This is a genomic window from Rhodococcus sp. YL-1, from assembly GCF_001942025.1.
Lineage (GTDB): Bacteria > Actinomycetota > Actinomycetes > Mycobacteriales > Mycobacteriaceae > Rhodococcus_F > Rhodococcus_F qingshengii.
Map to the genome: position 1 here is coordinate 5,714,104 of NZ_CP017299.1, position 23,512 is coordinate 5,737,615.

Genomic DNA, 23,512 nt, shown 5'->3' on the forward strand with positions numbered 1-23,512 from the left:
AGTGCAGACATCACGCTCGGAAACAGCAGGCAAGACGCAACTCACCTACGTCTTCGACGCCTATTGCGGGTGGTGTTTCGGCTTCGGCCCTGCGTTGACGGAGTTCGTCCGTCAAAATGCCGATTCCATCGACTTGTCCGTGGTCAGCGGCGGACTGTTCACCGGTGAGCGCGTCGCGCCCATGTCTTCGGCTCCGTACCTGAAATCAGCCAACGCGACCATCGCCGCCCAGACCGGCGCTGTCTTCGGTGACGGATATTCACAACTGGTGACTGATGGGCGGTTCGTCATGGATTCGACGGATGCAGCGATCGGACTCGCCGCACTGCGCGCGCAAGATCCGACACGCGCCCTCGACATCGCGGAGGCCATGCAGATCGCGTTCTACCGAGACGGTCGCAGCCTTTCCGATCCCGAGACGTACCGATCCATCGCGGAATCCCTCCAACTCGACCCATCTGCCGCGGTGTCTTCCCTGTTCACCGCCGCCTCGAAGGATGCTGCCCGCGCTGATTTCGTCCGAGCACGCAGGCTCGGCGCCACTTCGTTTCCGACGCTGTTGTTCCACGGGAGCGACGGGTCCGTCGTGAAATTCGGTTCTCCGACCAGTACCGCGGCCGATCTCACCCGCGACCTGAACACGTGTGTGCGGGCGTATGCGGTGGCTTGACCCACGCACTTTTGCGAGCGAAAGGTACGCCCGGCGCCTTCAGTACGCCGAACGTACCTTTCGCTCAGCGTGACTTCACCCAAATCACTTCGGCCCCCCTTCTGGTTTGATGAACACCGAACGAATCGCACCAAAGGGGAAACGACAGTGGTTTCAGATCCGATCACGGGCCTGGAGATGGAACTTGCCGACATGTGGCAACGAGGACGCGCCCAGGCGCGCACCTATGCGCGCGCAATTCATCCCAAACTCGATCCGGCGCTCTACCCGGTTCTGGTCATCCTGAACCGTTCGGATGCGGTGCGGATGTCCGACCTGATCTGCACCCTCGATATCGAGAAGTCCACCTTGACCAGGCAAATCGACGCCGCAGCTCGACTCGGCCTGGTGGAACGAATCCCCGATCCCGACGACGCTCGCGCCAAGTTGGTAGCTCTGACCCCTGAGGCGCGAACGAAGCTCACGACCATCCGCAATCACCAGATAGATCGCTGGCGCGCTCGACTCGCGAAATGGGATACGGACGACATCACCACGCTGACAGCGCTGCTTCACCGACTGGGCAGTTCCGAGGACTGACGACAAATTAGTCGTGATGGGCAGCCCACTCGAACAGCCGGACGATTTACGCCGTCACGACAATTCTGCAGCAGCACGCAGGATCAACTGGGTGACCTCGTGCGGGTGGGACGCCAAGGATGCATGGCCTGCGTCGAGTTCCTCGATCTCGCGGGCACCGATACGCTCTGCCATCCATCGCTCGGTTTCCGGCGGAATCATTCGGTCCTGCCCTGAAACCTGATACCAACTGGGCTTCCCACGCCATGCCGGCGGCCCTGACGGGTCCGAGAAGCACTGACCCGCAATGGGTTTCTGCGTCAGCGCCATGACCAATGCTTCCGTGTCGTCGAGATCCTGACTGAAACTCTCCTGAAACTTGTCCGGGGCGATCCACAAGAAGCCCTCGGCGTCCGGCGCGATGTTCGCCGCGCCCGCCGGCTGATCCGTGCGGGCGAAGATACTTCCCAGGCTGTCACCCTCGTCCGGCGCGAAGGCAGCGATATATACCAGTCCCACAACGTTTTCCGCATGACCCGCGCCTGTGATCACCGCGCCGCCGTACGAGTGTCCGACCAGCAGGGTCGGGCCGTCCATCGATTCGGCCAACTTCCTGGTCCGGTCCACGTCGTCGGCGAGCGAAGTAAGCGGATTCTGGACCGCAACCACTCGATGCCCGGCGTTGTGCAGGGTGGGTATGACGTGACGCCAATGAGAACCGTCTCCCCAGGCTCCATGCACCAGAACGATGTTTACCTTCTCTGTCATGACCAACTCCTCCAGATACGCAGTGCGACGAATACTCCGACGATCGGCAAGCCTTCGAAACCCAGACCTTGCCTGTTACCCACGTTAAGGGGATCCTGGATCAATAACCATGACCAGATTGCCAAGTTTTTGTGCAGAAACGCCGAATGCTCGAGACATCGGAGTGATCGATCCATGAGGACAACATCATCACAGCGGTACGCACCCACCACCGACGAGACTCGAACCCGGGACACCCTCTCGCACGTTCTCGAAGTCGTCCACCTTCGCGGTGATCAGATTCATCGCTGCGTCCACGGCGAGAACTTCACCGTGGAGGTACCCACGGGGGTGCGAGCACTTCACATTGCCGAGCACGGTGACATCGTGATCAGAACGCAGGGCAAAGCCCCGATCGAACTCGGCCCCGGGGAACTCGTACTGTTACCCCATGGGCATGCTCATACGATCGAGAATGCGATGCCGATGCACACGAAAAACGAAACATGTTGGCTTTTCGGTACTTTCACACTCGACGACGTCGCAGCGCAGCGACTGCTGTCCGTTCTGCCGGACTTCGTCGAACTGCGCGCGACACAAGGAACCCCGGTCGAGTGGCTCGAGGTGAGCAGCCGACTGTTGGGCGCCGAGGTGGACGATCCGAAACCTGGTTCCTCCGTGATGGTTTCCCGGATTCTCGACCTTCTCTTCGTCCAGATCCTCAGAGCGTGGGCTCGAGCGGACGGATCGAACGGCGGATGGTTGACCGCAGCAATGGATCCACGAATCGGGCAGGCCCTCGAGGCCGTCCACAACGACCCGTCACGCAACTGGACCATCGACGAACTGGCGACGCTGTCCACCCTGTCGAGATCGTCTTTTGCGGAGCGCTTCTCGCGACTGGTCGGCCAGACGCCCGGCGCTTACATCACCGAGCGCCGACTCGACCGTGCCGCCGAACTACTCGTGCAAACCACCGAGCCGGTCGGAACCATTGCGATAACTGTCGGCTACGAATCCGATGCCGCGTTCAGCCGCGCCTTCCGTCGACGATTCGCCGCCTCGCCGTTGAACTGGCGAAAGTCCAACTCCCACAATCACTGACGTCAGGTCGCAGCGATTACGCCTGCGACCGGGATCCGGCCGAGAACTGCAACGCGGAAGTCCACCATCGCGCGCTCCACGTGATTGGCGCTCGAGACCACAACCACGCCGGTCGCGCCTCGATCGGCGAGAATCCGCGCAGAGTTGATCGCATTCTCGACCGTCGACCACGAAGTTCCCTCTTCGGTGATCCGGCCCGGGTTGACGCCGTTGGCAACGAGCCATTCGCGCATCGCCCTGGCTTCCGTTACTCCGGCCTTCGGAGCCCCACCGCTTGTGATGATCGGAGACTGCGGGTACTGACGGGCCAGCTGGAGCGCCGCCTGAAGCCGGTCGACCAACATCGGACGCATCGTGCCGTCGTCGAAGAGGCCGGCACCCAAGACGACGATGTTCGTGCCCACGGGGTTGAGGTCGAGCAGCACGGGCGACTGGCGTGTCAGCGTCTCAGCACTCGTGCACGCGAGAATGAGAGACCGCACCGGTGTTTGGCAGCCGCCCACCGTCGACAGGATGCCGTTGACGACCGTCGTCGGAGTGATGTCGGCACTCGCTGTCGCCGGCGTCAATCCCACTCCGGCTGCGGCGATTACCGAAGCAGCAATCAATCCCTTCGTCAGAGACCTACGAACATTTGCCATGTAGCCGAACCCCCAGATTGTCGATTGTCCAGCCCACGGTAACGAACATTTCGTCGCGATTGCATCATTTGACTCAAATTTACTGTTCACTGACCGTCACACAGATTAAACATAAATATTGGGCAACAATTCGGGTTCGAAACCGTCATCTACCAGCATCTCGAATCGACGCGCCTGCCGCGTTACCGATCTGAGCTGCAGCATCCCCGAGCAGGTCGGCGCCACTGAACGGCAACAATTCGTTGTTGCAGATCACGATGTTGCATCCGGGTGTTCCTGCTCGCCCCGTCCCGACCATCGTGTCGAAGATCAATTCGGGGTTCGCGAAGCCGACGAGCTGTGACGGATCGTCGATGAGCGGACCACCCGACCCATGCACGGGAGTCCCGACGTACGGCGGCGGTGGAACGTCCACGATCGAAGCGACGACAAGCCGCAAGAACTCCTGGAGATCAGGATTCGATTCGCCTGTCAGTCCCGCAGACGGGTCAGCGGGGTCGAAGTAGCTCGTCAATCCGTCCCGCACGATGACCAGGTCACGACTGGGCACCACGATGATCAACTGCCCGAGCATTCCGACGAAACCGTAGAGAACCCGAGGCGCGTTCTGCCACACCGGATGCGAAACATACTTGCTCACCGGCGCATTCACGGAGTGGAAGTCCTCGCCCGCGTTCACCCAGGTCAAGAAGCCGTACCCCCCATTGGACGGAGAGGGCGCGGACAACTCGTCGAGGTAGGCGGAGTCGATCAACGTCTGATCACGCCACGCGCCTCGTTGCACCATCAGCTGCCCCAGTCTGGCCATGTCCCCCGGCCGGATTGCCAATCCACCGGCTCCGATGGTGTCACCGGAACGATCACGCACCCACACCCAGTGGTCACGCGGAATCCCCAAGGGGCCGAACAACTCTTGTTGCACAAAATCCTGAAAGTCCCGGCCCGCAGCATTCTGGACGATCCGAGTCAGCACCGTGACAGTGGTCTGTCCGTACGCGAACTTGGTTCCGGGTTCGGCCACGAACGGAAGGTGCAGCGTCTGTTGCACCGCGTCCGTGTAGTAGCCCGCGATATCCGCGCCCCACGAGAAGTCGAGACCGGACGACTGAGTCAGCAACTGACGCACAGTGATGTCCGCGTGCTCCTGATCGATGCCCCCGATGTGCTCACCGACACGATCATCGAGTCCCAACAGTCCGAGAGTGATCGCCCGCCCGACAGCGAGAGCCACTACGCCTTTCGACGACGAAGCCAACGGGAACGGAATCGCATCGGCGGCGCCGTCGGCGTTGGACGCCGCGAGGCATCCATGCCGCAGAATCCGTATCGACGTCGACGCCTTGGCTGTACCGAAGTCGACGGCTTGTTGCAGCGTCGCCGCATCGAACCCCAGATCTGCTGCCGGTACTTGAGTGAATTCCCCAGCCGTACCGGGATTCTCACAAGAGGCCGGGGCTGCCCCGGCAGGAGCCACGACTGAACCGGCAAGCAATGCACCGAACAGGGGAATCAAAAGTGCGCGGCGAAAACCGCGAGAATCAGACACGTTCACAGAGAACCACAGACGCATCACGTTTGGGAAGAGTCCGCCTCCATGCCGATTGCGCGACGCGCTCCCAGCGCCATGGTGACCTGCACAAGATCTTTCGGTGACGACAGGTCAAGTCCCGTCAGGGAACTCGCTTTACGCAGGCGGTACACGACCGTGTTCGGGTGTACGTGCAACTGCCGAGCGGTGGTAGCTCGATCGAATCCGGAGTCGATGAAAGATTCGAGCGTCTCGAGCACGGCAGGATCGGACTCCAACGGCGACAACACATCTGCGAGGATCGGCAGCGCAGCGCTCGGGCGGGTCAGTTGATACTCGACTGCAAGATCCTCGAGACGCACGACCCCACTTGTACGGCCGTACTTTCGGGCAACGTTCAGCACCTCGCGCGCCTGCGACACCGCTGCCGGAATTGCCGGCGGTGCCGCGACATGTACGGCGGCAACCGTCGATGCACCGATGACCTTCTCGAGATCACCCAATCGTCGACACAATGAAAGATATTGCGGACTCGACGCCCAGTTCCCCTCAGCGGGTTCCGATTCCACAATAGGAATCAGCACGGCTCCGCCACTGCTCCCGAGCACCCCGAGCGCTTTGTCACGCCCCACCTGATCGAGCTCTCGTTGCAGGTGGCGCACCTTTCTCCGCTCGGCGACGGCAGTGTCCACCTCGGTCGAGGACTCGTCGTCATTCCGTTCGACGTGCAGCGCCACCACCCAGTACAGGCGCGCCAACCTGATTCCCACATCGTCGGAGACCCGATCAACATCGACACCCGTCGAAAGTGCTACGAACATTGACCTTCGCGCAGAATCCTCGTCCGTCTGGGTGGCATGGTCGGAACCGTAGCCGGCAAGAACCGCCGACGCGGAAGCCGCGGTGTATGCATTCAAGAGTCGTCCGGTGCGGGCAAGTGCGACACCGTCTTCCGGGACCGCCCATTCGCTGATGGTCTCCCACCACAGCCCGGCTGCCAGGTGATATGCCCGCAGCACCTCACCGAGCGGAACCAATTCCTGAGCCCGTTGGCGAGCCGATTCGCTGATGTCGGCGAGCAACTCGGGCGCCAGATCGGCGCCGGTCCGCAGCATCGAAATGAACAGTTCCAGATTGCGCCTCACGATGGTGGTGACGTCGTTACGCAATGCCTCGTCAGGGAGCAACCGGTAGAAGGTGACGTCGCGGTGGACCAGATCGACTGTCTCAATGACCAGTGGATGGGTGCGTTGCGCCAGTCGGTCGGCCAGAGATCTGCCACCAACCAGGATCGGCTCGAACGGCAGATCTTTGTTTCCTGACACAAAACCCTCCACAGAATTGAATTGCCACCACAAGGCCGACCTGCCTTTTTCCTATCACTATGTAACCCACGCCACTCACGAATTCACAATCAGCGGCGTAACTGGAAGTCCCACCTTCGACCAAGAGGAGCCTCGAGTGACGTGGAAAACGCGCAGCGCAGCCATTCTGGCAGGCGTCGTGGCTGCCGGTTCGATCGCGGCTCTCGGGACCGGTGTGTCGAGTGCCGAGACACCGGTCAGCACTATCCAGTACGTCGCACTCGGCGATTCCGCGGCGGCCGGCCCACTGGTCACCGCGCAGGACTCGTCGTCACCGGGCTGTCTACGATCACTCGACAACTACCCGTCCGTGGTGGCGCGAGAACTCGGCGCTCAACTCACGGATATGACCTGCTCGTCGGCGCGATCCGCCAACGTCACGGACACCGCACAATCGACGTTCTCCGGTCAAGTATCACCGCAGGCAACAGCATTGGGGCCTGATACCGACCTCGTCACCATCACCATCGGTGCCAACGACATCTCGTTGTTCCCGACAGTTCTGAGCTGCGTCAATCCACTCCCCGAACCCGCCGGAACGTCCTGCCATGACAAGTTCACCTCCGGTGGCGTCGATCAACAGCGACAGATGATCGAAAATGCGTCCACAGGTTGGAGTTCCATGATCGAAGTCGCGCAGGATCGAGCACCGTCGGCGCGCATCGTCGTGGTCGGATACGGAACATACATCCGTAGTGGCGGCTGCCCCGGCACTCAGCCGTTCTGGCCGCGCGACGCCGACTATCTCCAGAGTGTGATCGACTACGGCAACACGGTCATGGCAGCAACTGCGGCCCGTCACGGCGTCGAGTACATCGACATCACCGAAACCACTGCCGGGCATGACATCTGCACGGACCCTGCCACTGCTTACTACACGGGAATCGTCCCTACCCAGCCGGCGGTTCCACTGCATCCCACTGCGGCCGGGATGCAGGCGATCGGGAAAACGGTCGCCGACGCTCTGTCCTGAGCTTCTCCCCCAGCACAATTCATTCAGCACTCGCGAAAAGGGTGGAACAATCATGTCAATTCAACGAGACGCTCCGCCGCTGCCGTCCGTCGACGGCGCCCCTGTCGGAACACGTGACAAACTTCTCGGCGGCACACTCGTCGCACTGTTTCTCGCGAACATGCTCAACTTCTTCGACCGGGCGATCCCCTCGGTCGTTGCCGAGCCGATCAAGAACGAGTTTTCGCTCAGCGACTTGCAATTGGGATTGATCACCTCTGCATTCACCCTCGTCTACGCAGTCGCAGGACTGCCTCTGGGCCGGTTGGCCGACACGAAGAACCGTCCCAAGATCATCGGGATCGGACTCCTGGTGTGGAGCGGACTGACGGCAGCAACCGGTGCCGCCGGCAGCTATGTGCTGTTCATCCTCGCGCGTCTCGGCGTCGGTGTGGGCGAAGCGACCTTCACACCTGCAGCCAACTCGATGATCGGTGATATCTACCCGGCGGAACGACGCTCACGCGCACTTGGTGTCTTCATGCTCGGTTTGCCGATTGGCCTCATGCTCGCCTACTTCACCGTCGGCAAGATCGCCGAGGCATTCGACAGCTGGCGTGCACCGTTCTTCCTCGCGGCGATTCCCGGTGTCCTGCTTGCAGTCGTGCTCTACCGCATGGCAGATCCGGTTCGTGGTGGTTCCGAAAGTCCGGAGGCCCGCGCAGCCGCTGTTTCACAGGCACCGATCACCCGCCCGATCCGTCGCCTGCTCGCAATTCCCACGCTTCGTTGGCTCATCCTTGCCGGGCTGACGTTCAACTTCGCCGCCTACGCAGTGAATTCGTTTGTCGTCCCACTGCTCATGCGCCAGTACCACCTGAAGCTGACTGCGGCGGCATCGGTCACGGGCATCATCGTCGGAATCACGGGCCTGATCGGATTGCTTCTCGGCGCTCGCTACGCGGACAAGGCCAGCGCACGCTCACCGCGCGCACGGTTGATGATCGGTGTCGGAACCTCGGCATTGGCGGCACCTTTGACGGCGCTGGCACTGTTGCAACACGGCGGAAACGTCGTGATGTTCACGCTCTTGTTCTCGGCCGGGTGGCTTCTGGCCTACGGCTTCTACATCAGCGTCTACCCTGCCATTCACGACGTCGTGGTTCCCAGGCTCCGCGGCACTGCGACGGCGCTGTTCTTCGCTGCCATGTACCTTCTCGGCGGATTCTCCGGACCGGTTGCCGTTGGAGCGATCTCGGACTGGTTCGCCAAGCGTGCGCTTGCAGATGCCGGTACCGGGAAGTTGGCTCAGTACGCCGGCGACGGGTTGAACTCGGCCATGTATCTCGTGCCGATCATGTTGGCACTCACCGCGGTATTCATCTACCTGGCTACCCGCACTGTAGGCAAGGACTCCGCGCGCATGCAAGCGGAGCTGAGCCAGGCCTGACCGACAAGTTCACGGGCGGTGGCGGGACCCTGAGGCCCCGCCACCGCCGAGTTCAGTTGACCGTAATCGCCAGAGTCGACAACATGGACCGCAACATGTCCGGCAAGCGAGCGATCATTCGCTGCTCGGTTATCCGAACGGAGACGGGCGCGGCCAGCGTCGCTCGCCACAGTTCCGGTTGATTCTTCATCAGGTTGTTGTAGACCGGGAGCAACTGATCGTTGATGTAGGTCCAACGACCATCCCGGTCCGCCCAGTTGAAGTCCGGAAGCGGCGTTTGCACAACAGCATTGCCCACCGCGAACGAGAGCGGGTTCGACTCGCGTGGCGGCACGACGCCAGGCATCGACGGTGATGCGGCGAAGGTGGTCAGGTAAGTCAACGAGCGACCAACGCTGCCGCGGTAGGCCTTCGCCTCGTCCCACTGATCACCCACCGACTGGTACTGCTCCCTTCGCAGCAGACGCACATTGCCGTCGAAGACCGATTCCGGTGTCCCCGAAGCAATGTTGTTCCACGCGATACGGGCGTTCTCGTCGAGCAGCCCTGCGCGATCGAGTTCGGCGATGCCGTCGACACCGTCGTGAACCCACGCCATGTGCATGGGAATCAGGTCCGAGAAGATGTGTTTGCTCATCGCAATCACTTTCCCCTGGAACCACATCACGTCCTCGGGGCGAATCTCGTGGCCGACCTCGAGAAGTGCCGCAATGTCCTCGGGTGCTCCCATCGACGATGCAACCGGCGACCCGATGCGGTCGATCTCTCGCCAGACCAGTGCCATCGCCTCGCTGATCGCTTGGACTTCCAGCACAACCCGCCCGTAGTCCAAGTCGAGGAGTCCACCGGCGAAAGCGGGCCCGACCATTCCTCCCATACCTGCCCACTGCAGCTCTCGATGCTCGAGCTGGAGTCGCTCGTAGAACTGGAAAGTGTTGGTGAGGTTTCCGAGATTCGCGTGCACACCGTCGAACGGAGTCCACGAAGCGAGATCGATACCTGCCGACTCCGTCCCGACCGCGAGCCAGTACTGCTTGAGCAGTGTCTGATAGCGATGCGGATCCACTCCCGAGGCTCGGGCGGTATCCACCAAAGACCGCAGCGGTGCGGAATCCGATGGCAGAGAAGGATGCAGGCCGCCCGTGGCTTCGGCGTTTGCGTTCACTGCTTCCAGGTCGAGGTACCTGTCGAGCTCACCAGTACCCGCGGACGCCCTGCCTCCCAGTACGACGGCACCGCCGATACCTGCCGAAGCAACGAGAACCGTGCGCGCAAAATCCCTGCGCGTCAGAGACTTCCGCAAGCTCATCGTCCCTCGGCTTCGTCGAACGTCTTTGCCAGCCAGGCGATGTCCTGCATACCCAGCTGATCGGTCACCGTCTTGTACAGGTTGGTCACGTAATCGAGCGGCCCGCACTGCGACGGGAGCAGGTCCACGTTGCCGCCGTCTGCTCGATATGTCTGCGCCAATTGCTCTGCCTCACTGAAGGGAACGAGAAAGTCGTCCTCACAGGAAGAAATCAGAAGCTTGGAAGCCGGCGCCTGCTTTCCCAACGTGTTGTCCGCGTACGCCGCGGCCAGCGCAGGGATCGTTCGGGGCGAAAGGTTGGTGAGTAGGACGTCGAACGGAACGAATGGGAGTCCGAGGTAGAGCGCCTGGCAGGACGCGCGGAAGGCTGCGGCGACGTTGTGACCGATCGGAGTCAGATGGTCGTCGAGCCGAACGTCGGGGTAGCCCGCGTCGAATCCGAGAATGCTCGAGAAGACGAATCCGGAACCGATCCCACCGGCCGCTGTTTCCTCGAACGTTGCCGGGTCGATCATCATCGCCTGAATGGCACTGGCCTGGACGTTCAGTTCCGGCGCATATTCATGGGCCTGTTCCGCGGCAAAGCCCGCTGCGACACCGCCTCCGGCGACACCGTAGATGCCGACAGGGGTGTCTGATTCGAGGCCACCTTCCGGAAGCGCGAGTGCTGCCCGAACGCCGTCGAGCGTTGCCTTCCCTGAGAACTGTCCGATCGAGAACGGATGGGGAGCAGTGTCGCCGTCGTTGCCGACGTCGCTCATCATCACTGCCCAGCCGTGGCCGAACATCTGAGCCACCGGGCCGAGCGCCGAGAACATCGCCGGGTCGCTCTGATTGCCGCCGGTCCACTGGTGACTTGGTGCGCAGTTCGCGCCGAGGCTGTCGTTCGCCTCGGCGTATCCGATGATCTTGCGATCACCTGGCACAGTTCCGTCCTCGGGAATCATCAGAATTCCGGTGCTGATCACCTGCCGACCGAAGTGATCAGTGGTGGTGTACATCAGTTGATGAGCCGAGACCACGTCGGGGCGGACCTGGTAGACCTGCACGCTGACCGGACGCGCTTTGAGAAGTGTGCCGGGGGCGGTACCCGGCTCGATTTCGGGTTCGTCGAACCACGGATCATCGGACGAGAGCCCGAGTGGAGTCAATTCGGTGGAAATGTCAGCGCCTTGGAGTGCCTTCACGACCAACGGATTGAACACGTCGGCCAGGTCGACGGTCTCCTGCGCACCAGCCGGCGACCCCACCGCAAACAAGGCCACTGCCAGGGCCGATGCCGTTCCGGCGCGCCATGACCACCGTCGCCACGTCGAGTCAAACATCGTTCACGAGTTCCTTACTTTCGGGTAATGAGCACCCCTACACTCCCATTCACCTGCATTAACAGACAAGTCGGGCACCCATCCGTTGGCCGAAAACCCCGATCGGGCTTAGGCTGACGGCACCTGTCCGGCAAGTCTGGCGTGGGAGGTTTGTCTGTGAGTGCTCCGACCCGTGTATCGCGAGCTACCGGCGATTCACTCCAAGCTCGACCGCGGCCGTCCAACATCACGTGCAAGATTCTGATGGCCGTGACAGGACTGATCTTCGCCGCTTTCGTTCTCGTCCACATGATCGGAAACCTGAAGGTCTACACCGGTGCCGATCACTTCGACGACTACGCACACTGGCTACGAACGGTGTTCGAACCCTTCCTGCCCTACGAGGGACTTCTGTGGATTCTTCGCATCGTCTTGCTCGCGTCATTGGTCGCACACGTCTGGTGTGCCTGGCTGCTCACCGTCCGCGGACGCCGAGCTCGAGGAAAATTTCGACGTAAAGGTCTGGGAATCAAGTCCTTTACAGCGCGCACGATGCCCGTCACCGGAGCTGTGCTGCTGCTGTTCGTCATTTTCCACATACTCGACCTCACGACCGGAACCCGACCCATCGGCAGCAGCGAGTACGAAGCGGCCACGCGCACACAGAGTTACGCATACGACAATCTGATTGCCAGCTTCGAGCGTCCGCTGGTGGCAGCGTTCTACATCGTCGCGATGGCTCTGCTGGCAATGCACCTCGCACACGGACTCTGGAGCGCGGTCAACGATCTCGGCGTGACCGGCCAACGACTGCGCCAGATTGGCGTTGCACTCTCCGGAATCTTTGCGCTCGTCGTGATGGTCGGAAACATGTCGATCCCCATCGCGGTCATGACCGGCGCCATCTCGAAGACAGGAGCGTCATAAGTGAACAGCTTCGAACTCGACGATCTGCGCAGCATCGGGACACCGGTGGACGGTAAGGTCCCGGCCGGCGATCCGGCGACGGCCTGGCCCACTCGCAAACTCGACTACAAGCTCGTCAGCCCACTCAACCGGCGCAAGTTCACGGTCATCGTCGTCGGTACCGGCCTCGCCGGCGCGGCCTGCGCCGCCTCCCTCGGTGAACTGGGCTACCACGTCGAGTCCTTCACCTTCCACGATGCACCCCGCCGTGCACACAGTGTCGCCGCGCAAGGAGGCATCAACGCTGCTCGCGCTCGAAAAGTGGACAACGACAGTCTCGCCCGCTTCGTGAAGGACACCGTCAAGGGCGGTGATTTCCGGGGCCGTGAGGCCGACTGTTTCCGTCTCGCCGAAGAATCCGTACGCGTCATCGATCACATGAATGCCATCGGGGCACCGTTTGCTCGCGAGTACGGCGGCACTCTGGCCACCCGATCCTTCGGCGGCGTTCAGGTGTCGCGCACGTACTACACGCGCGGGCAGACAGGCCAGCAGTTGCAGATAGCGTCGTCGCAGGCACTGCAACGTCAGATCGCAGCCGGAACGGTCAACCTACACACCCGAACCGAGATGCTCGATCTCATCGTTTCGGACGGGCGAGCACAAGGGATAGTCACACGCGATCTCGTGACCGGTGAGATCGGCGCCACCACAGGCCATGCCGTCGTACTGGCATCCGGCGGCTACGGAACCGTATTCCACAAGTCCACACTTGCGAAGAATTCCAACGCCACGGCCGCCTGGCGAGCGCACCGACGCGGTGCGTTGATGGCTTCACCCTCGTTCATCCAATTCCATCCGACGGCACTTCCCGTCAACTCCGAGTGGCAGTCGAAAACCATTCTGATGAGCGAATCCCTGCGCAACGACGGCCGGATCTGGGTACCGGCCAAGCCCGGAGACGATCGTGAGCCCGGCGACATTCCCGAAAACGAACGCGACTACTACCTCGAGCGCAAATATCCGGCGTTCGGGAACCTCTCTCCCCGCGACGTCTCTTCACGGGCCGCCCGCGAGCAAATCGACTCCGGTCACGGCGTCGGCCCTCTGAAAAACAGTGTGTACCTGGATTTCCGCGATGCGTTGGCACGGCTCGGCCGCAAGACCATCGAGGAGCGATACGGAAATCTGTTCTCGATGTATCGCGACGCCACCAGCGAAGACCCCTATACGGTGCCGATGCGCATCGCCCCCGGAGCCCACTTCACCATGGGAGGACTGTGGAACGACTACGACCAGATGACCTCCATCCCCGGCTTGTTCGTCGGTGGTGAGGCAGGCTGGGGATACCACGGGGCCAACCGCCTCGGCGCCAATTCGTTGCTCTCGGCATGCGTCGACGGCTGGTTCACCCTCCCGTACGCGATTCCGAATTATCTTGCACCGCTACTCGGATCCACTCCACTCGAACTGTCCGATCCCGCTGTGACGTCGACGCTCACTGACGTGAGGGGTCGGGTGGACCTGCTGCTCTCGGTCGGCGGAACACACGGCCCCGACAGGTTCCATCGACAACTGGGCGAGATCCTCTATGCGGGTTGCGGTGTCACCCGAACGGCCGAGGGCTTGACCAAGGCGATCGCCGAAATCCGCGCACTGCGAACCGATTTCTGGTCGAACCTGCGAGTTGCCGGCAGCGGAAACCAGTTCAACCAGGAGTTGGAAAGGGCCGGCAGGGTAGCCGATTTCCTCGAGCTCGCCGAACTGATGTGCGTCGATGCTCTCGATCGTGACGAGTCCTGTGGAGCGCACTTTCGTGCCGAACATCAGACTCCCGACGGCGAAGCGCAGCGAAACGATCAGGACTGGTGCTTCGTCTCCGCGTGGAAAACCGCCCAGGACGGCAGACACGTTCGACACGACGAGCCGTTGTCCTTCACCGCTGTTCCACTGCAGACGAGGAACTACGTATGAAAATCACCGTGGACGTGTGGCGCCAATCCGGACCTGAGTCGTCCGGCGCATTCGACACCTACCAAATAGACGACGCGACGGTGGAGATGTCGCTGCTGGAGCTCCTCGACCGACTCAACGACCAACTCGTGGAGAGCGGCAACGAACCCATCGCCTTCGATTCCGACTGCCGAGAAGGGATCTGCGGGTCCTGCGGCATCACGGTCGACAATGTTCCCCATGGACCGGTTGCGAACACTCCCACGTGCCGTCAGCACCTGCGTAGCTTCTCCGACGGTGACCGAATCAAACTGGAGCCGTTCCGCTCCGCAGCCTTTCCAGTGGTCCGCGACCTCGTCGTCGATCGCTCTGCGCTCGACCGGGTGCTCGAAGCCGGTGGATACGTTTCGGTCAATGCAGGAACCGCGCCGGACGCAGACAGTCAGCCGCTCTCGCATCAAAGTGCCGAAGCTGCACTGGACTTCGCCGCGTGCATCGGCTGCGGCGCTTGCGTGGCAGCCTGCCCGAACGGTGCCGCGCACCTCTTCACCGGGTCCAAACTGACCCACCTGTCTCTCGTCACGCAGGGCCGCAACGAACGTGGCAAGCGGGCCCGAGCGATGTCGCACCAGATGGAGGCCGATTTCGGGCCGTGCTCGACCTACGGTGAATGTGCGCAGGTGTGTCCCGCGGAGATACCGCTGACCGCGATTGCCGCTGTCAACAAAGAATCGATGCGATTCGGATTGCGGCGCAAGGACAACTGATCGTCACCAGGCGCCGATCAGCTTCATCCACGCGCCGCCGATGATCGTCCAGATCAGGATGATCACGACGCTCATCACGAAACCGATTCGGAACCACTCCGAGGTCTTGATGTATCCGGAACCGTAGATCACTCCGGCCGGACCGGACGCGTAGTGCGAGATACCGCCGAACAGGCTGCCGATGAAGCCGAACACCAGGGCCGAGAACAGCGGCGGTGCACCGGTTGCCACCGCCGCGCCGAGAAACACCGCGTACATCGCGACGATCTGCGCGGTGTTCGACGCAAACAGATAGTGCGCGTAGAAGTACACCAAGGTCAGGATCGCAAAAGCCCAGATCCACGGCAAACCGTCGACGCTCGAGGAGACCTGGGTTCCGATCCACGAGATCACGCCGAGTTCTTCGAGATGGCTTGCCATACCGACCAGAACGGCAAAGAACACGAGCGTCTGCCACGCCCCGGTGTCGTGGACCAGGTTGTTCCACGTCAGCACCTTGGTCACCAACAGGATGCCGATTCCGACGAATGCTGTTGTAGTGGCATTGACGTTGAGCTGCGAGCCCAGGCACCAGAGCACCAGCAGCAGAACGAAGGTGGCGGCCATGATCTTCTCGTTGCGGCTGATCGGACCTGCCTTGCGCAGTTCCTCCCTGGCTTGCTCGGGTGCTTTCGGAGTCTTCAACATCGTGGGCGGGAAGATCTTCGACATCACCCACGGGATCGCGATGAGACTCGCAATTCCCGGAACCGATGCTGCCAGCGCCCATTTGCCCCACGAGATGTCGATGCCGATCTTGGCAGCCGCATCGACGGCCACAGGGTTACCCGCCATGGCGGTGATGAACATCGCGGAGGTCACGACGTTGACTTGCAGCGACGTGAGCAGCAGATATGCTCCGAGCTTCTTGCGAGAGTCCTCGGGCTCGGGATTGGAGTCCTCCAACTTGCTCAGCGAGACGATGATCGGATAGACGACGCCACCCGCACGGGCGGTGTTCGACGGCGTCGCCGGAGCAAGTATCAAGTCCGTCAACGCCATTCCGTAGGACAATCCGAGACTCGACTTGCCGAGTTTGGTCACGAACATGAGCGCAACCCGTTTGCCGAGTCCGGTGACCAGAAAGCCCTCGGCAATGAAGAACGATGCGACAATCAGCCAGATCGTGGTGTTACTGAAGCCGGACAACGCTTCCGTCGGCGTCTCGGTCTGGGTGATCATGGCGATCGACAGGCCTACCAGCGCCACAGAACCCGTCGGCAGAGGCTGCAAGATCAACGCCACGATGGTGCCGACGAAGATTCCGAGCATGTGCATGCCCTTGGGATCCACACCGTCCGGAACAGGCATGAAATAGATGATCAAGCCGAGGACGACGGGCACCGCAGCCGGGTAGTACCGCCTGAGCACCGATTGTTTCGACGGCTCCGCCGGCGGTGTCGTCTCAGAAAAAGACTCAGTGCTTTCGGATTTGGCCTCGGACATTTGCATCTCCTCGACTTGTCGCCCCAGGTGATCGCCCCAGATGATTGTCCCCCAAACATCAGGTTTTCGTGCGGTCAATCCAAGTTCGAGAGAAAATGCCCAGAAGTACAGTCGTCCTTACGAGGCGCTGTCTCGCACCGACGCTTCAGTGGGAGAATGCCCATCTCGCAAAAGATTGTGCCAATCGATCAACAGAGGCGCGGGCGTGCTGCACGCTTGAATCTCCGAGAGTTGTTCAACCTGCTTCTGCGAAAGGTATTCGTCGGCAAGATGTTTGGGTCAGGACTGCGCGGATTGCCGACCTCGACCGGATCTTCGCGCGTGATGTGATCCAATTCCGAAGCATGTCAGCCGACAGACAGACCCACGAACCGAGAAGATTCGTATCGGGCCGACGAGTGGTTGCGCCATCTATTGTCGGGAATGTGACGGAATCCGACGCCCACGAGGACTCGACCGACTCCACTGAATCGGAAGTGGCCGGTCACCCGAGGAAACGTCCACTGTGGCGTGAGATTCTGATCCTCTTTGTCGTCGCACTCGTCCTGAGTGTTGTCATTCAGAACTTCGTCGGACGCATTTTTCTGATCCCGTCGGAGTCCATGGAACCGACACTTCACGGATGCACCGGCTGCACGGGAGACAAGATTTTCGTCGACAGAATCAGCTATCGATTCGGGGATCCACAGCCTGGGGATGTGGTCGTGTTCAAGGGACCCGAGTCCTGGAACGACGAGTACAAATCCATTCGATCCGACAATTCGATTGTTCGCGCGTTTCAGGGACTCGGGTCCATCGTCGGCTTGGTCCCGCCGGACGAAAACGACCTCGTGAAGCGGGTAGTCGCGGTCGGTGGCCAAACCGTACAGTGCCTGTCCGAGGAAGAGGGGCTTCGAGTGAACGGCAAGCCGCTGACCGAGCCGTACATCGACAAGCGCATTCCGGGCAACGGTACCTCTTGCCAAGGAAGGTATTTCGGGCCGGTCACGGTTCCCGACGGGAACCTGTGGGTGATGGGCGACAACCGCGCCCATTCGAAGGATTCACGTTTCCATCTCGATGACGAACACAGTGGAACGGTGCCGATCGACAATGTCATCGGCAAGGTTCAATTGATCGTCCTTCCCTTCTCACGGTGGGGAACTGTGACCTCGTTCGATCCGCAGTGACAGATCGAATCAACCAGGCGGCCTGCATCTTCGGACGGCACAGTCGACATGGCTCCGCTTTCGGACGATCATCGAGCGCATCTGTTGCCGAAGGTAGGAGAACCACATGCGCGCTCGACGCATCACCGCCAATCTCAAAGTCGCCGATATCGGAACCGCCAAGAGCTTCTACTCCGACTTTCTCGGCCTGAGCACCGAAGAGTTCAACATGGGGTGGGTCGCTCGCTACACCTCTCCCGACACCGGCGCGAACGTACAGCTCGTCACGCACGACGCCACTGCGGCCGAGGACTCGGTCATCTCAGTCCACACGGACGACGTCGACGGCGCCTACGAAGAGGCCCGCAGGCTCGGCTACGAAATCGTGCACCCCATAACGACCGAAGAGTGGGGTGTTCGCCGATTCCTCGTCCGGGCACCCGATGGCAACGTCGTCAACATCGTGCGACACCGGGACTGAGCAGCGGAAAGAACCCCATTCGACGTTTTAGGTCATTTGACCTAGAGTTAGGTGCATGACCGATTCATTGCAGTATTCAGCCGACGGCCCGATCCTCGTGGCCGGCGGATACGGAACCGTGGGCAGCGCCCTGACTGCGTTGCTCGCCCCCGACTTCCCACTACTCCTCACCGGACGCACCCCCGAGCGAGGCGACGAACTGGCCGGCCGTCACGGCGCTTCCGTCCGCCGCTGGGACCTCCTCGACCCGACACCCTTCGACGCGTCCGTACGCGCGGTCGTGTCGACGGTCAACGATCCCCACGATCGTGTCCTGTCCGCCGCCGTCGAGGCCGGCATTCCGTACGTGGACATCACCCGCTGGACAACCCGCGTCGCTCGCGCCGCTACTCTGGCGGGTCAGAAGTCGCCGAGCGCACCGGTGTACCTGTCGTCCGGATGGATGGGCGGAGTCACCAATATCGTCGCCGCAGCGCTGGCCGAGGAACTGGGTGGCGCGAGCACGATCGACGTCTCGATTCGCTACGACGTCAACGACATTGCCGGGCTCGACTCCGTCGACTTCATCGATCGGCTCGGGCAGGATTTCGAGGTGATTCAGCAAGGAAACCCGATCACCGTCAGCCCGTTGACGGATACACGCTGGGTCGACTTCCCCGGATCGCGCACCAAGGTCGGAAGAATCGACACTCCGGAACAATTCACGTTCCCCATGACCCTGGGCGCCGAAACTGCCAGCACTCGAATAGGTTTCAGTTCGAATGCATCCACAACTGCGCTGCTCGCCGCCAAGAAGGTGGGTCTGTTCCGTTGGGGTCGCGGCGACCGCTTCACACCGCTACGACGCGGACTCCTGTACTCGCCGGGCAAGGGCGGGAGCGCGCAAGTACGCATCGATGTCACGGGCCCGAGCGGCACGACAAGCGCGACAATCGTCGACCGGCAGGGCCAGGCTCACCTCACCGCGGTGGGCGGCGCGCTGGCCGTCAGACGAGCCTTGGCCGACGATGCCCGGCCTGGAGTCACTTTCCCCGAATCGCTTCCGAACCCTCGCCGCACCGTCTCCGAGTTGGAGAGCTTCGGGGTGGCAGTATTGCGACCATGACCCTCTCCAAGGGCGCCGCCCGTGCGGCAGCACTTCTCGACGCAGCAGAACAGGTCCTCACTACTCAGGGCAATGCCAACTCGGCAATGCGCGATTTCGCAGCCGCGGCCGGAGTGCGGGTAGGACATCTGCAGCACTACTACCCCACCCGTGCAGATCTGATACGCGCAGTGATGTCACGTGCATTGACCCGCTCACTGGATCGCCTTGCCGTCGTCCCCGATACGGATCAGAGCCTTTCCCGCGAGGAATCCGAACACTTCATCGGAGTCCTGCTCGGAGAACAGGACGACCAGGCCACTGTGCGTCTGTACGTCGAAGTATGGGCCATTGCAGCGGCGGACCAAGAAGTCGCGGTCGTGCTTCGAGACTTCTACGCCCAGTACATCGCACACGTAGAGCGCGCAGTCGCGTGTGCACAACCGGAGCTGGATGCGACTGAACTTGGCGCGACAGCGCAGACCATCGTGAGCCTGCTCGAGGGTTCCGCAATTCTCCGATCGGGAATCACCGGCCGAAAGTCCGAGGCTTCGGACCGAAAGCTCGTGGACACACTGCAGTACCTGATTCACGGGTCCTGACTCGGACGTATCGTAAAGCCCATGAGCGTTGCAAACGAATGGAGCCGAATCGAAGCGTGGTGCCGTACAAACGCACCGGTGACGGCTGCAGCGTTTCAACCAGGACTCGGTGACGCCGTTATCAAGGAATTCGAAGCCTCGACCGGCGTCACGTGGCCCCAGGAACTTCGCGACCTGTATCGGGTCCACAACGGCAGCCTGACCCACGACGACCGGACCGGCCTCTTTCTCGGCAGCGTGCTCCCGGACAAATTCTTCTACCCCATCGACGTCGCAACAGAAGTTCGTCTCACTCTGCTCGAAACGTGGGATGAGACGATCTACGAGAATCCAGACCTCTACGCCGATGACGAGATGGATCGACACGATCAACGCGACGCAGGCACTGCCGCAACCATGTTCATCCCCTCGTTCGTTCCCTTTGCCGGACTGGACGAGTACCACTACTTCGTGGACACCCGCAGCGGCGCACTCCACCATTGTGTGACCGAGTATGCGTCGGACGCCACTGACAACGGCGGTCCGATCTGGGCGTCCATCTCGGTAATGCTGGCCGCCCATGCCGTAGCGCTGGAAACAGGATCAACGATCGGAGTGTGGAAACCCGTTGTCAGCAAGGGTGTTCTGGAATGGGAAGTCGACGCATGACACCCAAGCAGGATCCGACCCGTCGCACCCTCGCCGACGGGCGTCAGATCTTCTACTTCGACGATGCCGGCAGTGCCCGCGCCCACTCTGCGCGAGATTCCCGCGAATTGCCGGCTCTCGACCACTCGTCTCGGATGAGATTCGACGTTCTCACCGGGGAGTGGATCACCATGGCTTCGCATCGCATGACACGGACACATCTCCCCTCCGCCGCCGAATGTCCATTGTGCCCGACCGACGAAACACGCACGCCCACAGAGATACCCGACGGAGACTACGACGTCGCGGTGTTCGAGAATCGGTTTCCGAGCTTTGCCGCGGCGCCTGAGGAAGCCATTGACAGTCCCGGAGACGGTGCGGGCGATCGCCCAGCGGCCGGTCACTGCGAAGTGATGTGCTTCTCGAGCGATCACACGGCGTCCGTCGCCGAGCTTCCACTCGAACGCATGCGCACGATTGTGGGTGCCTGGATTTCTCGGACCGAAGAGTTGTCGGCGGATCCGCTTGTGGAACAAGTGTTCTGCTTCGAGAACCGCGGCGAAGAAATCGGGGTGACACTCACCCATCCACACGGACAGATCTACGCATACCCGTATGTCACGCCACGCACCCGATCGATGCTGACGCAGGCGCACAAACACTTCGAGCGCACCGGTCGCTCACTACTCGCCGATGTTCTGGCGTTCGAGCGCGAGGACAAGGCCCGGTTGATCTACGACGGCGATCACTGGAGCGCCTACGTCCCGACCGCCGCACGATGGCCCATCGAGATTCACCTGGCACCGCACCGAGACGTCCCGGACCTTCCCTCGCTGAACGACCAAGAGCGCGACGAGCTTGCGGTCGTCTACCAAGATCTCCTACGCCGTATCGATCGCTTCTATCCGGGCGTCGACCGGGTACCGTACATCGCGGCTTGGCACCAAGCTCCCGTCCGCATCGACCGACCTCTGGGCCGACTGCATCTTCAGCTGTTCTCGATCTTGCGCGCACCGGGCAAACTCAAATACCTCGCCGGGTCCGAGTCCGCCATGGGCGCCTGGGTGAACGACACCGTTCCCGAGGCAGTCGCGGCCCGCCTACGGGAGTTGAAATAGTGGATACGGTCTCGAACAATTCTGTGCTCCAACAGTTTCACGCCACCTACGGCTATCCGGCAACCGGAGTGTGGGCGGCACCCGGTCGAGTCAACCTGATCGGTGAACACACGGACTACAACGGTGGATTGTGCCTACCGGTCGCTCTCGAGCAGCGAACACTGGTTGCCGTCGCACTGCGCAGCGACGGGGTCGTCCGCGTGCACAGTCGGCAATCCGCCGAGACGTACACCGGGCCCGTCGGCGACATCGCCACAGGGTGGGCCGCCTACCCCACAGCCGTTCTGTGGTCTCTTGCGCGCAGAGGCCTCCCGATCGAAGGAATCGATCTTGCCGTCGACTCGTCGGTACCGGTCGGGGCCGGGCTGTCGAGCTCCGCTGCCCTCACCTGTTCGGTTGCGTTGGCCGTCAACGAACTTCATGATTCACCTTTCGCCCGCGATGAGCTGGTACAGGTGTGCATCCAGGCCGAGAACGACGGCGTCGGCGCACCGACCGGAGGGATGGATCAGACCATTGCCCTCTTTGCTCAGCCCTCGACTGCGCTCCTGCTGGACTGCCAGGACGGATCCACCGAACCCATACCTTTCGAACTCCACGGTGCAGGTTACGACCTGATCGTCATCGACACCCGGGTCAAACACTCACTCGCAGACGGACAGTACGGAATGCGGCGCTCTCAATGCGTCGCTGCAGCAGCAGCTCTCGGCGTCGGCAGCTTGCGAGAGGCTACAGCAGGCCAGGCCGAGACAGTGCGAGACCCGATCCTCCGGGCGCGGGCACGGCACGTCGTGACCGAGATCGAGAGGACGCGGAAGACCGCAGAACTTCTGCGCAACAGCAGATTCAGTGACGTCGGCGAGCTGTTCGACAACTCGCACGCCTCGTTGCGCGACGACTTCGAGGTCTCGTGCGAAGAACTCGACGTCGCCGTTGCCGCAGCACGACGCGGCGGCGCGATCGGTGCGCGGATGACCGGCGGCGGATTCGGAGGCTCGGCCATCGCGCTGGTTCCGGAAGGAAGCGGAGCGGAGGTCATCGCATCGGTGAGCCGCGACTTTGCGGCGCGAGGTTGGCGAGCACCACACTTTCTCGGCGTCGTTGCCGGGGGTTCGGCCGCCCGTCTCTGAGCGAACGGCACGTTCAGCGCACTGGAGGCGCCGAACGTACCGTTCGCCCTGGTTGGGGTACCTCGAGATCCCCCTCACATAAATAGTCATCTCAGATGCGAATTATGTAGGTTCAGATCATGCAACTGACGCAGTTCACCGATCTGGGATTGCGCGTCGTCATGCGGTTGGCCGTACTCGACGCGGATGCCTCCCCCAGCACTCGGGATGTTGCGCAGCAGCTCAACGTGTCGTATTCCCATGCCACCAAGGTGGTTACACGGCTCGGTGAGCTCGGCATCGTGACAACCAGGCGCGGCCGCGGCGGTGGGCTTTCCATCACCGAACTCGGCCGCACCGCCACCATCGGCTGGCTGGCCAGACGCCTCGAAGGCCCGGGTGAAGTCGTCGACTGCGAAGGCGACAAACCGTGCCCACTGCGCGGAGGTTGCCTCCTTCGGAGCGCTTTGCGCGAAGCACAGGAAGCGTTCTTCGTTTCACTCGACACGGTCACGATCGAAGACGTCATCCGGCAGCCGTCCAAAACTGTCCTGCTACGCCTCACCACCCGGAGCGACGAAGCAGGCTGATCAATCGAATTTCGA

Annotated in this window: 23 protein-coding genes; 16 read left to right on the forward strand and 7 right to left on the reverse strand. The window is 61.6% G+C overall.

All coding sequences use genetic code 11. The features are described 5' to 3' along the window. Position 1 precedes the first annotated feature (1 nt). Together BH682_RS26685 and BH682_RS26690 are read left to right on the forward strand one after the other, a co-directional pair. Positions 2-670, forward strand: coding sequence for a DsbA family protein (locus tag BH682_RS26685; protein ID WP_007730785.1), 669 nt, complete (start codon positions 2-4; stop codon positions 668-670). Between the two features lie 147 nt (positions 671-817). After that, complete coding sequence (locus BH682_RS26690) at positions 818-1,249, forward strand: MarR family winged helix-turn-helix transcriptional regulator (protein WP_003942924.1); 432 nt, start codon at positions 818-820, stop codon at positions 1,247-1,249. Between the two features lie 54 nt (positions 1,250-1,303). On the opposite strand, the gene BH682_RS26695 is transcribed toward BH682_RS26690, so the two are convergent. Continuing rightward, positions 1,304-1,996: an alpha/beta hydrolase gene (locus BH682_RS26695; RefSeq protein ID WP_007730784.1), complete on the reverse strand. Its 693-nt coding sequence runs from the start codon at positions 1,994-1,996 to the stop codon at positions 1,304-1,306. A gap of 174 nt (positions 1,997-2,170) precedes the next feature. Here BH682_RS26695 and BH682_RS26700 point away from each other — a divergent pair, with 174 nt between their 5' ends. Then, complete coding sequence (locus tag BH682_RS26700) at positions 2,171-3,079, forward strand: AraC family transcriptional regulator (RefSeq protein ID WP_075834653.1); 909 nt, start codon at positions 2,171-2,173, stop codon at positions 3,077-3,079. A 2-nt stretch (positions 3,080-3,081) separates the two neighbouring features. Here the strand turns inward: BH682_RS26700 and BH682_RS26705 are convergent, their stop codons facing one another. Genes BH682_RS26705 through BH682_RS26715 form a run of 3 tightly spaced genes read right to left on the reverse strand, consistent with a single transcriptional unit; the run spans position 3,082 to position 6,573 of the window. After that, positions 3,082-3,810 (reverse strand): YdcF family protein, encoded by a 729-nt coding sequence (locus BH682_RS26705; protein ID WP_054781017.1) that lies wholly within the window; start codon positions 3,808-3,810, stop codon positions 3,082-3,084. 55 nt (positions 3,811-3,865) lie between these two features. Beyond that, complete coding sequence (locus BH682_RS26710) at positions 3,866-5,266, reverse strand: serine hydrolase domain-containing protein (RefSeq protein ID WP_190287622.1); 1,401 nt, start codon at positions 5,264-5,266, stop codon at positions 3,866-3,868. A 23-nt stretch (positions 5,267-5,289) separates the two neighbouring features. Then, positions 5,290-6,573 (reverse strand): PucR family transcriptional regulator, encoded by a 1,284-nt coding sequence (locus BH682_RS26715; RefSeq protein ID WP_075835511.1) that lies wholly within the window; start codon positions 6,571-6,573, stop codon positions 5,290-5,292. A gap of 136 nt (positions 6,574-6,709) precedes the next feature. On the opposite strand from BH682_RS26715, the gene BH682_RS26720 reads away from it, so the two are divergent. Together BH682_RS26720 and BH682_RS26725 are read left to right on the forward strand one after the other, a co-directional pair. Then, positions 6,710-7,585 carry an SGNH/GDSL hydrolase family protein gene (locus BH682_RS26720; RefSeq protein ID WP_075834657.1) on the forward strand — a complete coding sequence of 292 codons (876 nt, stop codon included), beginning with the start codon at positions 6,710-6,712 and terminating at the stop codon, positions 7,583-7,585. A gap of 52 nt (positions 7,586-7,637) precedes the next feature. Then, positions 7,638-9,014 (forward strand): spinster family MFS transporter, encoded by a 1,377-nt coding sequence (locus BH682_RS26725; RefSeq protein ID WP_003942962.1) that lies wholly within the window; start codon positions 7,638-7,640, stop codon positions 9,012-9,014. Between the two features lie 52 nt (positions 9,015-9,066). On the opposite strand, the gene BH682_RS26730 is transcribed toward BH682_RS26725, so the two are convergent. Both BH682_RS26730 and BH682_RS26735 read right to left on the reverse strand, forming a co-directional pair. Further along, on the reverse strand, positions 9,067-10,323 hold the full coding sequence (locus tag BH682_RS26730) for a Tat pathway signal protein (RefSeq protein ID WP_075834659.1): 1,257 nt from the start codon (positions 10,321-10,323) through the stop codon (positions 9,067-9,069). Then, a complete protein-coding gene (locus BH682_RS26735) occupies positions 10,320-11,648 on the reverse strand; it encodes a lipase family protein (RefSeq protein WP_075834661.1) in 1,329 nt (442 codons plus the stop codon). Before BH682_RS26735 ends, BH682_RS26730 begins: the two co-directional genes overlap by 4 nt. 156 nt (positions 11,649-11,804) lie before the next feature. On the opposite strand from BH682_RS26735, the gene BH682_RS26740 reads away from it, so the two are divergent. Genes BH682_RS26740 through BH682_RS26750 form a run of 3 tightly spaced genes read left to right on the forward strand, consistent with a single transcriptional unit; the run spans position 11,805 to position 15,253 of the window. Further along, positions 11,805-12,554: a succinate dehydrogenase cytochrome b subunit gene (locus tag BH682_RS26740; protein ID WP_047269404.1), complete on the forward strand. Its 750-nt coding sequence runs from the start codon at positions 11,805-11,807 to the stop codon at positions 12,552-12,554. Beyond that, positions 12,555-14,507, forward strand: coding sequence for a fumarate reductase/succinate dehydrogenase flavoprotein subunit (locus BH682_RS26745; RefSeq protein WP_075834663.1), 1,953 nt, complete (start codon positions 12,555-12,557; stop codon positions 14,505-14,507). It abuts the gene before it with no gap. After that, complete coding sequence (locus tag BH682_RS26750) at positions 14,504-15,253, forward strand: succinate dehydrogenase/fumarate reductase iron-sulfur subunit (RefSeq protein WP_003943253.1); 750 nt, start codon at positions 14,504-14,506, stop codon at positions 15,251-15,253. Before BH682_RS26745 ends, BH682_RS26750 begins: the two co-directional genes overlap by 4 nt. A gap of 3 nt (positions 15,254-15,256) precedes the next feature. Here the strand turns inward: BH682_RS26750 and BH682_RS26755 are convergent, their stop codons facing one another. Then, complete coding sequence (locus BH682_RS26755; RefSeq protein WP_042446385.1) at positions 15,257-16,738, reverse strand: anion permease; 1,482 nt, start codon at positions 16,736-16,738, stop codon at positions 15,257-15,259. 425 nt (positions 16,739-17,163) lie between these two features. Here BH682_RS26755 and lepB point away from each other — a divergent pair, with 425 nt between their 5' ends. From lepB to BH682_RS26795, 8 genes are all read left to right on the forward strand, one after another. Further along, positions 17,164-17,907 carry a signal peptidase I gene (gene lepB, locus BH682_RS26760; RefSeq protein WP_075834665.1) on the forward strand — a complete coding sequence of 248 codons (744 nt, stop codon included), beginning with the start codon at positions 17,164-17,166 and terminating at the stop codon, positions 17,905-17,907. Positions 17,908-18,013: 106 nt separating this feature from the next. Continuing rightward, positions 18,014-18,367, forward strand: coding sequence for a glyoxalase superfamily protein (locus tag BH682_RS26765; RefSeq protein WP_007730761.1), 354 nt, complete (start codon positions 18,014-18,016; stop codon positions 18,365-18,367). Positions 18,368-18,422: 55 nt separating this feature from the next. Further along, positions 18,423-19,472, forward strand: coding sequence for a saccharopine dehydrogenase family protein (locus BH682_RS26770; protein ID WP_054781013.1), 1,050 nt, complete (start codon positions 18,423-18,425; stop codon positions 19,470-19,472). After that, complete coding sequence (locus tag BH682_RS26775; RefSeq protein ID WP_007730752.1) at positions 19,469-20,053, forward strand: TetR/AcrR family transcriptional regulator; 585 nt, start codon at positions 19,469-19,471, stop codon at positions 20,051-20,053. Before BH682_RS26770 ends, BH682_RS26775 begins: the two co-directional genes overlap by 4 nt. A 21-nt stretch (positions 20,054-20,074) precedes the next feature. Continuing rightward, positions 20,075-20,701 carry an SMI1/KNR4 family protein gene (locus BH682_RS26780; RefSeq protein ID WP_075834667.1) on the forward strand — a complete coding sequence of 209 codons (627 nt, stop codon included), beginning with the start codon at positions 20,075-20,077 and terminating at the stop codon, positions 20,699-20,701. Continuing rightward, positions 20,698-21,798, forward strand: a complete 1,101-nt coding sequence (gene galT, locus BH682_RS26785) for a galactose-1-phosphate uridylyltransferase (RefSeq protein ID WP_065455024.1) — start codon at positions 20,698-20,700, stop codon at positions 21,796-21,798. Before BH682_RS26780 ends, galT begins: the two co-directional genes overlap by 4 nt. Continuing rightward, entirely contained in the window at positions 21,798-22,928 is a 1,131-nt protein-coding gene (gene galK, locus BH682_RS26790; protein ID WP_075834669.1) for a galactokinase, read from the forward strand. Before galT ends, galK begins: the two co-directional genes overlap by 1 nt. Positions 22,929-23,047: 119 nt before the next feature. Further along, positions 23,048-23,497: an RrF2 family transcriptional regulator gene (locus BH682_RS26795; protein ID WP_075834671.1), complete on the forward strand. Its 450-nt coding sequence runs from the start codon at positions 23,048-23,050 to the stop codon at positions 23,495-23,497. Positions 23,498-23,512 lie beyond the last annotated feature (15 nt).

Coding starts and splice junctions, on each gene's coding strand:
- BH682_RS26695 (WP_007730784.1), bottom strand. CDS start 1,996: ATGACAGAGAAGGTAAACATCGTTCTGGTGCATGGAGCCTGGGGAGAC.
- BH682_RS26700 (WP_075834653.1), top strand. CDS start 2,171: ATGAGGACAACATCATCACAGCGGTACGCACCCACCACCGACGAGACT.
- BH682_RS26725 (WP_003942962.1), top strand. CDS start 7,638: ATGTCAATTCAACGAGACGCTCCGCCGCTGCCGTCCGTCGACGGCGCC.
- BH682_RS26730 (WP_075834659.1), bottom strand. CDS start 10,323: ATGAGCTTGCGGAAGTCTCTGACGCGCAGGGATTTTGCGCGCACGGTT.
- BH682_RS26735 (WP_075834661.1), bottom strand. CDS start 11,648: ATGTTTGACTCGACGTGGCGACGGTGGTCATGGCGCGCCGGAACGGCA.
- BH682_RS26750 (WP_003943253.1), top strand. CDS start 14,504: ATGAAAATCACCGTGGACGTGTGGCGCCAATCCGGACCTGAGTCGTCC.
- BH682_RS26755 (WP_042446385.1), bottom strand. CDS start 16,738: ATGTCCGAGGCCAAATCCGAAAGCACTGAGTCTTTTTCTGAGACGACA.
- BH682_RS26765 (WP_007730761.1), top strand. CDS start 18,014: ATGCGCGCTCGACGCATCACCGCCAATCTCAAAGTCGCCGATATCGGA.
- BH682_RS26770 (WP_054781013.1), top strand. CDS start 18,423: ATGACCGATTCATTGCAGTATTCAGCCGACGGCCCGATCCTCGTGGCC.
- BH682_RS26775 (WP_007730752.1), top strand. CDS start 19,469: ATGACCCTCTCCAAGGGCGCCGCCCGTGCGGCAGCACTTCTCGACGCA.
- BH682_RS26780 (WP_075834667.1), top strand. CDS start 20,075: ATGAGCGTTGCAAACGAATGGAGCCGAATCGAAGCGTGGTGCCGTACA.
- galT (WP_065455024.1), top strand. CDS start 20,698: ATGACACCCAAGCAGGATCCGACCCGTCGCACCCTCGCCGACGGGCGT.
- BH682_RS26795 (WP_075834671.1), top strand. CDS start 23,048: ATGCAACTGACGCAGTTCACCGATCTGGGATTGCGCGTCGTCATGCGG.